The organism is Neorhizobium galegae, from assembly GCF_017877135.1.
GTDB lineage: Bacteria > Pseudomonadota > Alphaproteobacteria > Rhizobiales > Rhizobiaceae > Neorhizobium > Neorhizobium galegae_A.
In genome coordinates this window covers 43,536-56,725 of the sequence record NZ_JAGIPH010000010.1, presented here as the reverse complement: position 1 = coordinate 56,725, position 13,190 = coordinate 43,536, and the positions used below count along the sequence as shown (strand labels likewise).

At 62.1% G+C, this 13,190-nt stretch carries 11 protein-coding genes; 6 read left to right on the top strand and 5 right to left on the bottom strand.

Annotation, left to right across the window (positions count from 1 at the left end):
* Window positions 1–160 precede the first annotated feature (160 nt).
* Entirely contained in the window at window positions 161–1,228 is a 1,068-nt protein-coding gene (locus J2858_RS21675) for an LLM class flavin-dependent oxidoreductase (RefSeq protein WP_210106954.1), read from the bottom strand.
* Window positions 1,229–1,510: 282 nt separating this feature from the next.
* Here J2858_RS21675 and J2858_RS21670 point away from each other — a divergent pair, with 282 nt between their 5' ends.
* From J2858_RS21670 to J2858_RS21645, 6 genes are all read left to right on the top strand, one after another.
* Complete coding sequence (locus J2858_RS21670; protein WP_210106953.1) at window positions 1,511–2,632, top strand: sugar ABC transporter substrate-binding protein; 1,122 nt, start codon at window positions 1,511–1,513, stop codon at window positions 2,630–2,632.
* A 5-nt stretch (window positions 2,633–2,637) separates the two neighbouring features.
* The gene (locus tag J2858_RS21665) at window positions 2,638–4,212 is read left to right on the top strand and encodes a sugar ABC transporter ATP-binding protein (RefSeq protein ID WP_210106952.1); all 1,575 of its coding nucleotides are present in this window, start codon (window positions 2,638–2,640) and stop codon (window positions 4,210–4,212) included.
* A 7-nt stretch (window positions 4,213–4,219) separates the two neighbouring features.
* Window positions 4,220–5,194, top strand: coding sequence for an ABC transporter permease (locus tag J2858_RS21660; RefSeq protein WP_210106951.1), 975 nt, complete (start codon window positions 4,220–4,222; stop codon window positions 5,192–5,194).
* Window positions 5,195–5,202: 8 nt separating this feature from the next.
* Complete coding sequence (locus J2858_RS21655) at window positions 5,203–6,126, top strand: NAD-dependent epimerase/dehydratase family protein (protein WP_210106950.1); 924 nt, start codon at window positions 5,203–5,205, stop codon at window positions 6,124–6,126.
* Window positions 6,127–6,136: 10 nt separating this feature from the next.
* On the top strand, window positions 6,137–6,868 hold the full coding sequence (locus tag J2858_RS21650) for an SDR family NAD(P)-dependent oxidoreductase (RefSeq protein ID WP_210106949.1): 732 nt from the start codon (window positions 6,137–6,139) through the stop codon (window positions 6,866–6,868).
* A gap of 273 nt (window positions 6,869–7,141) precedes the next feature.
* On the top strand, window positions 7,142–8,170 hold the full coding sequence (locus tag J2858_RS21645; protein WP_210106948.1) for a LacI family DNA-binding transcriptional regulator: 1,029 nt from the start codon (window positions 7,142–7,144) through the stop codon (window positions 8,168–8,170).
* Between the two features lie 77 nt (window positions 8,171–8,247).
* Here the strand turns inward: J2858_RS21645 and J2858_RS21640 are convergent, their stop codons facing one another.
* The 4 genes from J2858_RS21640 to J2858_RS21625 all read right to left on the bottom strand — a co-directional run bounded on the left by J2858_RS21640 (window position 8,248) and on the right by J2858_RS21625 (window position 13,189).
* Window positions 8,248–9,180 (bottom strand): 3-hydroxyacyl-CoA dehydrogenase, encoded by a 933-nt coding sequence (locus tag J2858_RS21640; protein WP_210106947.1) that lies wholly within the window; start codon window positions 9,178–9,180, stop codon window positions 8,248–8,250.
* Between the two features lie 19 nt (window positions 9,181–9,199).
* Window positions 9,200–9,964 carry an SDR family NAD(P)-dependent oxidoreductase gene (locus tag J2858_RS21635; RefSeq protein ID WP_210106946.1) on the bottom strand — a complete coding sequence of 255 codons (765 nt, stop codon included), beginning with the start codon at window positions 9,962–9,964 and terminating at the stop codon, window positions 9,200–9,202.
* Between the two features lie 4 nt (window positions 9,965–9,968).
* Window positions 9,969–11,279 carry a histidinol dehydrogenase gene (gene hisD / locus J2858_RS21630; RefSeq protein WP_210106945.1) on the bottom strand — a complete coding sequence of 437 codons (1,311 nt, stop codon included), beginning with the start codon at window positions 11,277–11,279 and terminating at the stop codon, window positions 9,969–9,971.
* A gap of 143 nt (window positions 11,280–11,422) precedes the next feature.
* A complete protein-coding gene (locus J2858_RS21625; RefSeq protein ID WP_210106944.1) occupies window positions 11,423–13,189 on the bottom strand; it encodes a hydantoinase B/oxoprolinase family protein in 1,767 nt (588 codons plus the stop codon).
* Between the last annotated feature and the right edge of the window lies 1 nt (window position 13,190).

Sequence of the window (13,190 nt, the reverse complement as noted above, 5' to 3'; positions counted from 1 at the left end):
TCTTTTGATTGAAGACGCAGGTTCCCCATATTCTTTTGATAGTTTCCGCTATTTGACAGGCTGGCGCAGGCGCTTTGCATGCCTATGCAAAAAATAATCTGCCATAGTGCTGCTGTCTTTTTCCGGTCCACCGCTTCCCCATGGGCGATCGGTTAAAGACCTATGCCGCGCGCTGGCGGGACTTCATCAATGGCATGACATTGGCGATGAAATCCGGCACGTCCGACGCGAAGTCTGGGAAGGCGAGGCAGACGCCGGTTATGCCATTGACCGCCAGCGCATCCAGATGGGCTGCCACCTTCTCATAGGAGCCAACGATATAGGGCACCGACATGAAGGTCGCGGGTTCCGGATCGAGGTGCAGATAGTCGATGCGGTTCTTGTCCATTCCCGACACGCGCATCCATTCCTTGATCGCCACCTCGTCGCGGTTCTCCAGGTAGAAGGCTTTCTCGGCCTGCGCCTCGGCATCCGTTGGAGCGGCGATGACGTTGAGGAGCGTGAGCGAGTGCACGCTGCGGCCATGAGGCTCAGCCAGCTTCGAAATCTTGGCAGCGACCTGACCCAGCTGTTCCGCGCTGTCGTTCATCCGCCCGATAAAGGAATAGTCGGCCTCCTTGGCCACGAAGGCGAGCGCCCCTTCCGACTGCCCGGCACAGACGATTTCCGGCATCTGCCGTGGCTTCGGAAAGGACCTGCAGTCTTCCAGCTGGAAGTGTTTCCCCTTGAACGTGACGCTTTCTTCCGACCACAGCCGCTTCAGGATGTGCAGGAACTCGTCGGCATATTCATAGCGGTTCAGATAGTAATCGTCGTCGCTCCACAGACCCATCTGGGCATATTCGAACTTGTTCCAGCCGGCGACGATGTTCACGACGAAGCGCCCGGCGCTGACGTCACTCACGGTCGCCGCCATCTTGGCGACCACCGCCGGGTTCATTGTTCGCACTGCGACGGAACCGATGAGCTTGATCCGGCTGGTGACCGCAGCAATGGCGGCCATCAGGGTGAAGGATTCCAGCGCGCCATCCCAGTGACCGGATTCGCCGCCGTAACCGCGCCACTTCACCTGGGACAGCAGGAATTCCATACCGGCCGCCTCGGCGGCGAGGCTGACATCACGATTTAACTCCCAGGTGGCTTCGCTCTGCGGCGGCGTGCCCTTGGCAATGATGAGGCTGCCGGTCGTACTGGGCATGAAAAGGCCGAGCTGCAGGTAATTGCCCATAACGATCCTCCAGGAAAAGAATACGTATTCATGGTTTCTCGATTGGCCCTGTCTGTCAACCCGTACCAGCTCCCCATGCGATAAATTTCGAGGGCAGTACATCGCAATCGAGGGTGGTTTTGTTGCCAGCCTATTGTTTTCGTTGGGATTAGCGGCGCAATTCGGGAACTTGACGAATCGTAAACAGCCCATTGACAAATTCACGAAGCGGCAGAAAGATGAAATGAATACGCATGCGAAAACGCAGCTACTCACATCCATAAGCATTGAAGGGGAACGTCGATGCGCGCATTTTTCAAGTCCAGCACCATCCTAGCTGCTGCCTCCTGGGCAGCGTTTATCGGCGGGCAGGCGCATGCCGACCAGGCTTCTGAGGGCCTCGCCCGCGCCACCGAAATCGTTGAGCAGCATCGCAAGGCACCGCAATACAAGCCCGCCGGCGAGGCTTTCGACATTCAGGCCGTCGCCAAGGGCAAGAAGATGCTCTCCATCCCGAACACCAGTTCCAATCAGTTCTTGAAGGGTATCATCGCCCGCGAGATTGCGGTCGGTAAGGAAATCGGCCTTGAGGTTCGCGAATGGGAAAACCAGGGGCAGCCGTCCCAGTGGGTGCAGGGCATCGAATATGCCATCCAGAACAAGTTCGATATCGTTGACCTGATTTCCGGCGTGAACCCCGCCGTGGTCGAGCCGCAGCTGCAGGCCGCCAAGGATGCCGGCGTCAAGGTGTTTACCTCGCACTTCTACGATCCGTCGCAGCCGGCCAACAAGCTGCTGGAAGGCGACCTGCCGGTCAGCTTCTATGGACAGGGCTGGCTGCTCGGCAACTGGATGATCTACAAGACCGGTGGCAACGCCCATGCGATCGTGGTGAAATCCGACGAAGTGCCGCCGACCGCCCCGCTGGTGCAGGGCATTCGGGACGCGCTGCAGAAGAACTGCCCGAAATGCACGATCCAGCAGGAAATCAATGTCGGCATCACCGAATGGGGCACCAAGATCCAGCCCTCCGTGCAGTCGGCGCTGATCTCCAAGCCCACCGCAAACTACGTTATTCCGATCTATGACAGCATGAGTCAGTTCGTGGTTCCGGCCGTGGAACTGACCGGCAAGAGCGACACGGTGAAGATCGCCACGTCGAACGGCACGCCGTTCGTGCTCGATTTCATCCGCGACGGCAAGGTCGAGATGGACATCGGCGAAAGCCTCGACTGGATTGCCCGCTCGACCATCGACGGATACATGCGCAAGCTCGCCGGTCTGCCGATGCCCAAGGATATCGGCGTTCCCTACTACATCTTCGACCAGTCCAACGTGAAGACCGCCGGCGTCCCGGCCGAGCCCAACAAAGGCTACGGCGAGGACTATGTGAAGGGCTTCCGCGAAACCTGGATGGTGAAGTAAGCGGCATGATCGGCTACGTCCCTCCCGGGCGTGGCGACCCTGCAGCGTCGGCGGTTCCGGCGCTGCAGGTCTCGCAGATCGCCAAGACGTTCGGCGGAGCCCGGGCGCTGAAAGGAATAGACTTCACGGTATCGGCCGGGGAGGTTCATGGTCTGCTCGGTCAGAACGGGTCGGGCAAATCCACCTTCGTAAAGATCATGTCCGGTTTTCATGCGCCGGACCCGGGCGGCTCCATTTCGGTCTACGGCCGGCAGCTGGACCTTCCGATGAAGGCGGGCGCCTTCCGCGATTACCGGATGGCCTTCGTGCACCAGCATCTCGGGCTTGTCCCGTCCCTGTCGGTACTCGAAAACCTGAGAGTCGCGTCGATCACGGCGCGCAAAAGCAGGATCGACTGGCGCGCCGAGCGGGTTGCCGCCCAGCAGGCCCTGGATCGCTTCGGCATCCAGCTCGACCTTGACGCACGCACCGGAGCCATATCCCAGATCGAGCGCGCGCTGCTGGCGATCGTCCGGGCGTCGGATGACCTGCGCGCAACCGGCAGCGACCATGGCGGCGGCATTCTCATTCTGGATGAGCCGACGCCCTTCCTGCCGCGCGAGGGGGTCGACCGCCTGTTCGAACTCGTGCGCCGCGTGGCGGCCCAGGGAGACAGCGTCATCTTCATCTCCCACGATATCGATGAAGTCCGTGAAATCACCGATCGGGCGACGATACTGCGCGACGGGCTCGTCTCGGGTTCGCTCGTGACCCGCGAGGCCTCCCATGACGATTTCGTCGAAGGCATCATCGGACGGCGCATCACCCGCACGACTTCCACCCGTCCGGACGTAACCTCCCTTGAGCCGCGTGCGATTGTCACGAACATCTCCGAACCGGGCATTTCCGTCGAGGAGATCACGGTGGCGAAAGGCGAAATTCTCGGCCTTTCGGGCCTGATCGGCTCCGGCTACGAGAAGGTGCCCTATATCGTGTTTGGCGCCACCGCGACCAGTTCGGGCACGCTGGTCCTCGACGATGAAAAGATCGACCTTGCGACCAGCACACCGAAGCGATCGGTGAAGCGCAATATTGCTCTCCTGCCTGCCGACCGGCCGAAGGCAAGCGGTATTGCCAGCCTCAGTGTCGCGGAGAACATGCTGATCCTCGACCTTAAGAAATTCATGGGGCGCTTCGGCCTGAAGCGGGCAGAGATTGCCCGGCGGGCCACCGAACTTGCCCATGAATACGAGGTGCGGCCGAACGATGTCAGCCTGAAGCTGGGCTCGCTTAGCGGCGGCAATGCCCAGAAGGTGCTGCTCGCGAAGTGGCTGATCCGCGAACCGAAGCTGCTGATGCTCGACGAGCCGACGCAAGGCGTCGATGTCGGAACGCGCCAACAGGTGTTCCAGGTCATCCGCAAGGCGGCGTCCGAGGGGGCCGCGGTAATCTGCGCCAGCTCGGATTTCGAACAGCTTGCCGACCTGTGCACGCGCGTCCTTGTCTTCGCCCGCGGGCGTGTGGTGCGCGAACTCGTCGGTGACGACATCACCAAAGATCATATTGCGGAGGCTTGCTATGGCCACTCACAGCACAACTGAGGCTGACATGCCACTCTGGAACAAGCAGAAGCTGGGACGTCGCATCGAGCGCTTCGCACTGGTCGGCGTATGGCTTCTCACCATTGCCTTCTTCAGCTTCGCGCTCCCCGGCATCTTTCTCAGCTGGACGAATTTCTCGATCCTCTTCGCCACCCAGGCGCCCGGCGCCGTGCTGGCGCTTGCGCTGATCATTCCGCTGACGGCCGGGGATTACGACCTGTCGGTCGGCGCCAATCTCACGCTTTCGGCCGTCACGATCGGCGTCCTGAATGCCGTCTACCAGATTCCGATCGGCTTCGTGATCCCGATCGCCTTGCTTGCCGGTGTCCTGGTCGGATTGGTGAATTCGTTCTTCATCGTCTACGTCCGCATCCCCTCGCTGGTGGTCACGCTCGGTACGACCTCGATCATCACCGGCCTCGTGCAGTGGATGACGAACTCCTCGACGATCGGCGGCATCTCGCCGATCCTGATCAATCTCGTCTCGCGCGGGCGCCTGTTCGGCATTTCCTATGCCTTCTATTACGTGATCCTGCTGGCGATCATCATCTGGCTCATTTTCGAGTTCACGCCGCTCGGTCGCCGCATCCTTTTCGTCGGACGCAGCCGTGAGGTTGCCCGCCTCTCCGGCATCGACGTCGGGCGTGTCCGCGTCGGCTGCCTGATTTCGTCGGGCTTCCTCGCCGCGCTTGGCGGCGTGGTCTATGCCGGCCTTTTGGGCGCGGCCGATCCGTTCTCTGGCCTGAACTACCTGTTGCCGGCCTTCGCTGCCGCCTATCTGGGCGCGACGTCGATCATTCCGGGACGGTTCAATCCCTGGGGCGCGGTTATTGCGGTCTACTTCCTCGCCACCGGCATCACGGGCCTTACCATGCTTGGCATTCCGCTCTGGGTGACATCCGTCTTCAATGGCGCCGCCCTGGTTCTGGCCGTCACCGTGTCGCAGTTTGCCCGCGGACGCGAAGAAACCGATATCGGCTGAGGAAACCCATGGCTCCAAAGAGTAAAGCCGTCTTCGTGACGGGAGCGACAGGTTTCATCGGCCGTCGCGTAGTTGCCGCGCTGCTGAAGGCCGGCCGGAAGGTCATTGCAACGGATGTCGTCTCGCCGCGGGGCAGCGACTTGGGTTGCCCGTTTTACGTGGCGGATGTCCGCGATATCACGCGCCACGCTCCTGTGGTGGCGGAAGGCTGCGAGAGCATTGTGCATTGCGGCGGTATCTCCGGACCGATGCTGCTGCAGGACAATGCCGCTGAAGTCATCGACATCAATGTGCGGGGAACCGCGCAGCTGCTCTCGCTGGCCTCCGATCTCAAGCTGCGCCGGTTCGTCAGTCTGTCCTCGGTATCCGCCTATGGCGATACCCCGGAATTCGAACTGGTGGACGAAAACGTGCGCCTTTCGGCCTCAACCTTCTACGGCACCAGCAAGGCGGCCTCTGATCTGGTGCTGCAAAGCTTCGTACGCGAACGTGGGCTCAGCGCCATCGCTTTGAGGATCGGCTGGGTCTACGGTCCCGGCCGCGTCACCGATGCAATCATCCAGCCGCTGGTGCGGTCTGCCAAAGGCGAGCCGTTGCAATTGGAAGCGGGCGCGCAGCAGCGCCTGCAGTTCGTGCATGTCGATGACGTCGTCTCGGCGATTCATGCGGCGCTCGATGCGGTGGCCCCAACCGTCGCCGCCTACAATATCAACGGCAGCGAAACCGTCACGGTCGGCGATATTTTTGATCTCGTCGCACGCCAGTTGCCGACGATCCGGGCGCAGATCGGCCCGGGCCTCCTGCCTGGTGCCGACCAGCAGGGAAAGATGCTGTTGAACGCCGCCGCCCGCGATCTCGGCTGGAAACCTGAAATATCCTTCCCAGAAGGGCTTCGCGCTTATGTTTCCTGGCTTCAGGAAAACCCTTACTGAGGTGTCGCCGATGAACATTTTTGCAGGTCGTACAATCATGGTCACCGGCGCCGGAAGCGGATTGGGCCTTGCGACCGCAAACGCATTGGCAGCACGCGGGGCCACGGTGATCGGCGTTGATCTATCCTTTTCCGATGCGCTCGATCCCCGTGTTGCCCGTCACTCCGGCGACGTCCGGGATGGCAGCCGCCTTGTGGCCATCAGGGATGAGGTCAGCCGCGCCGGGCTGCGGTTCGACGGACTGGCCACCTTCGCCGGCATCGAGTTGATTGGCCGCATCGATGCAGTCGAGAGCCATGACTGGGAAAGGGTGCTGGCGATCAACGTCATCGGCACCGCCAATGCCGTGAAAGCCCTGCTGCCCGATCTGCAGCAGGCCGAAGGTGCCTCCGTCGTGCTCTGCTCCTCGCAGCTTTCGCTCTCCGGCGGTCGTGGCTGCATTGCCTATGCGACCTCCAAGGGCGCGATCAATTCCATGTGCCGCAGCCTTGCCATCGATCATGCGGGCGATGGGATCCGGGTCAATGCCGTGGCGCCCGGTGCGATAGAGACGCCGATGATGGAGCGCGCCTTTGCCTCCGCAAGCAGTGCGGAGCGGGAAAAATCACGGCTGCGGCATGCGATGGAACGGTTCGGACGTCCGGATGAGGTTGCCGATGTCGTCTGCTTCCTCCTGAGCGACGCGGCTCGCTTCGTGACCGGCACGGTCTTGCCGGTCGACGGCGGCTGGACAGCCGCCTGAGGCCGTTCGGCCCCGCCGTCACCGGCCGAACGTGACCGAATCTGCCGGTTGCTCGGGTTTCACCAATCCGGTCGCGCTGCGTGCTTCCATCGGCGAGAACGGCATCGCCTGCATAAACATTCAGCCATCGGCAGGGTCTACCGGGATTATGCCTGTAACAAGAGTGTCAGCACGCCGCGATATGCTGCTGTGGAGGACGGTTGCCGGGAAAATTGCAGTTCCTTTAATATTAGGATAGCAACAGGGTCTGAATACGAATGCGGGGACAACGCAATGGCGGAAGAGACGATCCGGGCGACATCTTTTGATGTCGCAGCACTGGCTGGTGTTTCCCAGTCGGCGGTGTCTCGCGCCTTTACACCGGGATCCAGCATCCGCGAGAGCACCCGACTGAAGATCATCGAGGCCGCGCGCAAGCTGAATTACGTTCCCAATTCGATTGCCAGCAGCCTGACGAAGAACCGTTCGAAGATCGTCGCGGTCATCCTGGGGACGCTGGCGAACCCCTTTTACGTGCGCACGCTGCATACCTTCAGCCAGGAACTCCAGAAGCGCGGGCGCCAGACGCTGACCTTCACGCTTTCGGAGGACATGCACACCGATGAAGCGATCATGCGGGTTCTGCAGTATCAGGTCGAGGCGGTGATCCTGACATCCGCGCAGCTGTCCACGCGCATGATCAACCTGTGCCACGATCGTGGCATTCCCGTCGTGCTGTTCAACCGCTACGTTCCCCATAGCGGCGTCTATGGCGTGCGTTGTGACAATGTCGCCGGCGGGCGGATGATCGCCGAGGTCTTGCTCCAGGCGGGCGCCAAGTCCTTCATGATGGTGACCGGCGATCCGAACGGCTCCACCAGTCAGGACCGCGTGCGCGGCTTCCTCGAACGGTTGCTGGAAGCGGGCATCCGGCGGGACGCCATCGTTGAATGCCCCGGCGGCTCGAGCTACGAAGGCGGCATGGCCGCCATCGACGCACATATGGCAACCGGAAAGCCGATGCCCGACGCCGTGTTCGGCATCGCCGATATCATGGCGATGGGGGCGATCGATGCGCTGCGCGGCCATCACGGCCTGCGCGTGCCCGAAGATGTCATGGTCGCAGGCTTTGACGGCATTCCGGAAGCGGGTCGCGAACCCTACAAGCTCACCACGGTGCAGCAGCCGCTTGCCGAAATGGTGCAGGAAACCTTGAGCCTCCTGCATCTCGATGAACCGCGCCGGCCCCACGAACTCGGCCGCGACTTGCCGCTGGCCGGTCAACTGGTCTGGCGATCCACGGTTCCGGAAGCTGCGTCCTGATTGAGGCCGGGCTGCAGCGTGGCGGCGGAACCCGGCTCAACATAAGAACTTGACGCCGAGCCGAGCGGCCGAGGGATTCAGGATTCCAGCTTTTTCTGGCTTGCCACCAGTGCCATCAGCCTTTCGTCACGCCAGGCGCGGCGTGCATCGATCTGATCCTGCGGCAGCCTTGCGCGGCGCTCCTCCGTTGCTCGACGCACGGCATCGTCGCTCCAGGGACCGGCCGGACGGCGGCCGCCTGCCAGTTCCACATACATGGGACCAAGCCGGCGCGCGTAATCGTCGATGCCCGCGGGCGCGTTCAGATCGATGGTTTCGAACGGTCCCATGAAGGACCAGCGCAGCCCCAGCCCATGCTTGATCGTCTTGTCGATGTCCTCTGCCGTCGCATAGCCCTGATCGAACAGCGACCACGCCTCGTCCAGCAGGGCACCCTGCAGGCGGTTCAGGATGAAGCCGGGAATTTCGCGGGTGACGACGACCGGCGCCTGCCCGACCGACTGCATCAGGTCGCGCGTCTTTTCCACGGTCGCAGGCGCGGTCCAGGGCGCCGGGCAGATCTCCACCACCGGGACGAGATGCGGCGGATTGACCGGATGGGCGACCACAAAGCGCTCGCGGTTGCGGCAGTCCTCGGTGAAGGACGAGGCCGGCAGTCCGGAGGTGGAACTGCCCACCACGGCGGTCTGCGCGAGGTGGCGGTCGATTTCAGCGGACACCTCCCGCTTCAGGTCCACGCGCTCGATCACCGATTCCTGAACATAGTCCGCGCCGGTGACGGCATCGGCCAGACTGGCGCAGACCGTGATGCGATGCATGATGTCATCGACGCCGGATACGAGACCATACGCCGCCATCGCCTCCAGCGCCGCCTTCAGATGATCCGGCAGGCGCGAGCGAATGGCCTCGCTGGTGTCGAACACTTTGACCTGATGACCGCTTCGCGCAAAGACGATGGCCCAGCCCGCGCCGACAAGCCCGGCTCCGACGATTGCTATATGTCCGCTCATTGTCATTTCACCTCCCATATCAGTCCGCAGTCCAGCCACCGTCCACCATCAACGCCGAGCCGGTGATCATTGCGGCCGCATCCGATGCGAGAAAGACGACGGGACCCATGATGTCCTCGACCTCACCGATACGGCCGAGCTTGATCTTTTCCTCGATCCACGCCACCCTGTCCGGATTGGAGAAGGTCTGCTCCGTCAGTGGTGTGCGGATGAATGTCGGGCAGATTGTATTGACCCGGATGCCATGCTTGCCCCACTCGATCGCCATGGATTTGGTAAAACCCTCCACGGCATGCTTCGTCGCGCTGTAGACGGCCCGGTCAATGCCACCGACATGGGCCATCTGCGAGGAGATATTGATCAGCGATCCCGGCCTTTCCGCCGCAACCAGGCTGCGCGCCACCGCGCGGGTGAGGAAGTAGGCGCCGCGCAGATTGAGGCCGACAACGGCATCGAAGTCCTCAGGCGTGGTATCGAGGGCAGGGCCGTGCCGTGCAAGCCCTGCGCTGTTGACCAGGATGTCGAACGGCACATGGCTGGCGATCGTGGTCTCGATGGCCTCGACGTCCTTTACATCAAAGACCAGCGCCTCGCCCGAAAGGCCGGCACGGGTCAGAGTGTCGACCGTCGCTGAAAGCCTGTCGGCGGAGCGGGCTGCGAGCGCCACATGCGCGCCCGCTTGCGCAAGCGCGACCGCCGCAGCCAGGCCTATGCCGGAAGAGGCGCCGGCCACCAGCGCGCGCTTGCCATCCAGCCGGAAGGAGGGCGGGCGGGGAAGCTCCATCGCCTTACTCTGCCGCCTCACCATAGGGAATGTTGCGGCCGCCATAGCGGCGGACACGGACATTGGCCTGTTCGGCATGACCGACAAAGCCTTCGAGGATGCAAAGTCGCGAGCAATATTCGCCGATGCTGGCGGCGGCCTCGTCGGTGAGCACCTTCTGGTAGGAATGCGTCTTGAGATACTTTCCGACCCACAGCCCGCCGGTATAGCGTCCGGCCTTCTTGGTGGGCAGGGTATGGTTGGTGCCGATCACCTTGTCGCCATTGGCCACATTCGTCCGCGGCCCGAGGAAGAGCGCCCCGTAGGAATGCATCTTCTCCAGGAACCAGTCGTCCCGGTCGGTCATGACCTGGACATGTTCGGACGCGATGTCATTGGCGACATCCAGCATTTCCTCATAGGTATAGCAGACGATGACCTCGCCGTAATCCGCCCAGCTTTTCGATGCCGTGTCGGCCGTGGGCAGGATGGTCAGCAGCCGGTCTATTTCGGCAAGCGTCTCGGTAGCGAGCTTGCGCGAATTGGTGATAAGGACGGCCGGAGAATTATATCCGTGTTCGGCCTGCCCCAGCAGGTCCGTCGCGCACATTTCCGCATCGACGGTTTCGTCGGCAATCACCATCGTCTCCGTCGGGCCGGCGAAAAGGTCGATGCCGACGCGACCGTAGAGCTGCCGCTTGGCTTCGGCGACGAAGGCATTGCCCGGGCCGACCAGCATGTGAACGGGCTTGATGGTCTCGGTCCCGATTGCCATGGCACCGATTGCCTGGATGCCGCCCAGCACATAGATCTCGTGCGCGCCGCCGAGATGCATGGCGGCAATCACGGCCGGGTTTGGCTCTCCCTTGAAGGCCGGGGTTGCCGCCGCAATACGCGGCACGCCCGCGACGGACGCCGTCGCGACCGACATATGGGCCGATGCCACCATCGGGAACTTTCCGCCGGGAATGTAGCAACCGACCGACTGCACCGGGATGTTCTTATGTCCCAGAATAACGCCCGGCAGCGTCTCGACCTCTATATCGAGCATTGAATCGCGCTGAGCCTGCGCAAAGTTGCGCACCTGCGCCTGGGCGAACTTGATGTCCTCCATGTCGCGGGGCGAGACCTTGTTCATCAGGGCCTCGATCTCGCTCTTGGACAGCCTGAAGGACGGCGGAGCGTATTTGTCGAATTTTTCCGAGAGTTCGCGGACCGCGGCGTCGCCCCGCGCCTCGATATCCTTCAGGATTTCCTCCACGACGCTGCGCACCTTGTGGTCGTCCTCGGACCGCTGGGCTTCGGGCTTTCCGCGCTTCAAATAGTCAACGGCCATGACTGGGCTCTCTCCGGGCTGCGATGATTTTATGCTGTGGGGGGCGGGCAGGCAGAAGGCGGGCCTCAGCCCGGCTTCCACGCCCGTTCCTGGGAAGGTCCCCATCGAAGTCCGTCGAAGGGGACCCTGTTTGCGCTTTCCTGTTATTCCGCGGCTTCGGGCAAGTATCCGAAGTTGAAGGGCTTCGGTTCACCCCTGTCGCGCTTCATGTCGGCGCGCAGCGCTGCGGTTGCGGTTTCATCCACGGTGCCGGCGGCACTCAAGACGACGCCATAGTCATTGCGCGCCTTTTCTGCCGAGACGAGGTCGTAGCGGACATCGCGCGCCACACTTTCCGGCGGACGATCCAGCGGATCGCCCCACCCGCCGGACCCAGCGGTATTGAACACGATCACATCGCCTTCATTGACCGCAAGATTGTCGATCTTGGAGGGAATGCGCTCGGGCGTCTCGCTGCCCTTGCGCAGCAGCCATTTGCTGGAGGTGCCGCCGAACAGGCCGCCATTGATGCCCCAAGGCGGCACCACCTCGCGGTCGTCGTGGATGGAAACCTTGCCGGATTCCAGGAGGCGATAGGTCTTGGCAATGCCGGCGCCGCCACGGTTGAGGCCTGCACCGCCGGAATCCCGGATCGGCCGATAGCTCTCGACGAGAACCGGATAATAGTTCTCGATGTATTCGATCGGCGTTGCCGAAAAGAGCGGCCACCAGGCATGCCCGTCAAGACCATCGCCGCGAGGACGTCCCGGCACGCCGCCGAACAGAAGCTCCATCAACTGGAAGTACTTGTTGTCCTTGTCATGGCCCGTGAAGATGAAGTGCGGGCTGGTGCCGTAACCGGCGGCCATGGAGAGATGCGGCGCACGCTGCCCGAGAGCGCCGGCCTGGCAATCGAAGAACCGCGTATGGGTGTTGAGGCGGTTCGAAAGGGCTGCCGGGAAGCGCGGATTGAGCAGGCTTCCCTCCGGAAGCACCACCTCGAACAGATCGTAGAACCCCTCGTTGAACAGGATCGACGGGTCGAAGGCCATGATCATGTACACGCCGAAGAACAGCTTGCAGAGACCTTCGTGGATATGGAAATTGATCGGACCTTCCGCCTGGTCGTCCGTTCCCGTCCAGTCGAAGACGGCCTTGTCGCTCTTCCGGTAGATCGAAAGCGTCATTTTAAACGGCCCGTTGCCGACGCCATCGTCATCGACATAGTCGGTGAAGGACACCGGCTCTTCCGAAATATACTTGTCGATCAACACCTTCATGGCTTCGCGGGTCCGATCGAGCAGCATGTCGCATGCCGACATGTAGGTCTCGCGGCCGAAGCGGTCGCACAGCTCGCGCACGCGGGTGGCGGCCGTGCGGCAGCCGGCGATCAGCGCCATGAGGTCGGCCCGGTTCATGTCGGGCGTGCGGGTGTTGTTGAGCATGATGCTCAGCACGCCCTCGTTCAGCTTGCCCTTGTCGTAGATGCGCACCGGCGGAATGCGCAGGCCTTCCTCCCAGATGGTGCGCGCGTCGAACGGCATGGAGCCCGGCACCTTGCCGCCGACATCGACCATATGGCCGAAGATCGACGAAAAGCCCACGAGGACGCCCTCGTGGAAGATCGGCATCATCACGCACCAGTCATTGTTGTGCGAAATCGAGCCCTTGCAGGCATAGGGGTCGTTCCAGACGAAGACGTCGCCTTCGTTCAGGTCGCCTTCGAACTGCTCCACGATCGCCGGGATATAGGAGCCGAACTGGCCGACGACCATGCGGCCCCGGGCGTCGCAGATCATCGGGAATTCGTCGTGCTGCTCGCGAATGACGGGCGACAGCGCAATGCGCACGACGACTCCGTCCATCTCGAAGCGGGCGTTCTTCAGAGCGTTCTCGATGATATCGAGGGTGATGGGATCAACTTTGCTCATC

Excerpts from the sequence above, each read along its gene's own strand:
- J2858_RS21660 (WP_210106951.1), top strand. The coding sequence starts at position 4,220 with ATGCCACTCTGGAACAAGCAGAAGCTGGGACGTCGCATCGAGCGCTTC.
- J2858_RS21645 (WP_210106948.1), top strand. The coding sequence starts at position 7,142 with ATGGCGGAAGAGACGATCCGGGCGACATCTTTTGATGTCGCAGCACTG.
- J2858_RS21625 (WP_210106944.1), bottom strand. The coding sequence starts at position 13,189 with ATGAGCAAAGTTGATCCCATCACCCTCGATATCATCGAGAACGCTCTG.
- J2858_RS21675 (WP_210106954.1), bottom strand. The coding sequence starts at position 1,228 with ATGGGCAATTACCTGCAGCTCGGCCTTTTCATGCCCAGTACGACCGGC.
- J2858_RS21655 (WP_210106950.1), top strand. The coding sequence starts at position 5,203 with ATGGCTCCAAAGAGTAAAGCCGTCTTCGTGACGGGAGCGACAGGTTTC.
- hisD (WP_210106945.1), bottom strand. The coding sequence starts at position 11,279 with ATGGCCGTTGACTATTTGAAGCGCGGAAAGCCCGAAGCCCAGCGGTCC.
- J2858_RS21670 (WP_210106953.1), top strand. The coding sequence starts at position 1,511 with ATGCGCGCATTTTTCAAGTCCAGCACCATCCTAGCTGCTGCCTCCTGG.
- J2858_RS21650 (WP_210106949.1), top strand. The coding sequence starts at position 6,137 with ATGAACATTTTTGCAGGTCGTACAATCATGGTCACCGGCGCCGGAAGC.
- J2858_RS21640 (WP_210106947.1), bottom strand. The coding sequence starts at position 9,180 with ATGAGCGGACATATAGCAATCGTCGGAGCCGGGCTTGTCGGCGCGGGC.
- J2858_RS21665 (WP_210106952.1), top strand. The coding sequence starts at position 2,638 with ATGATCGGCTACGTCCCTCCCGGGCGTGGCGACCCTGCAGCGTCGGCG.
- J2858_RS21635 (WP_210106946.1), bottom strand. The coding sequence starts at position 9,964 with ATGGAGCTTCCCCGCCCGCCCTCCTTCCGGCTGGATGGCAAGCGCGCG.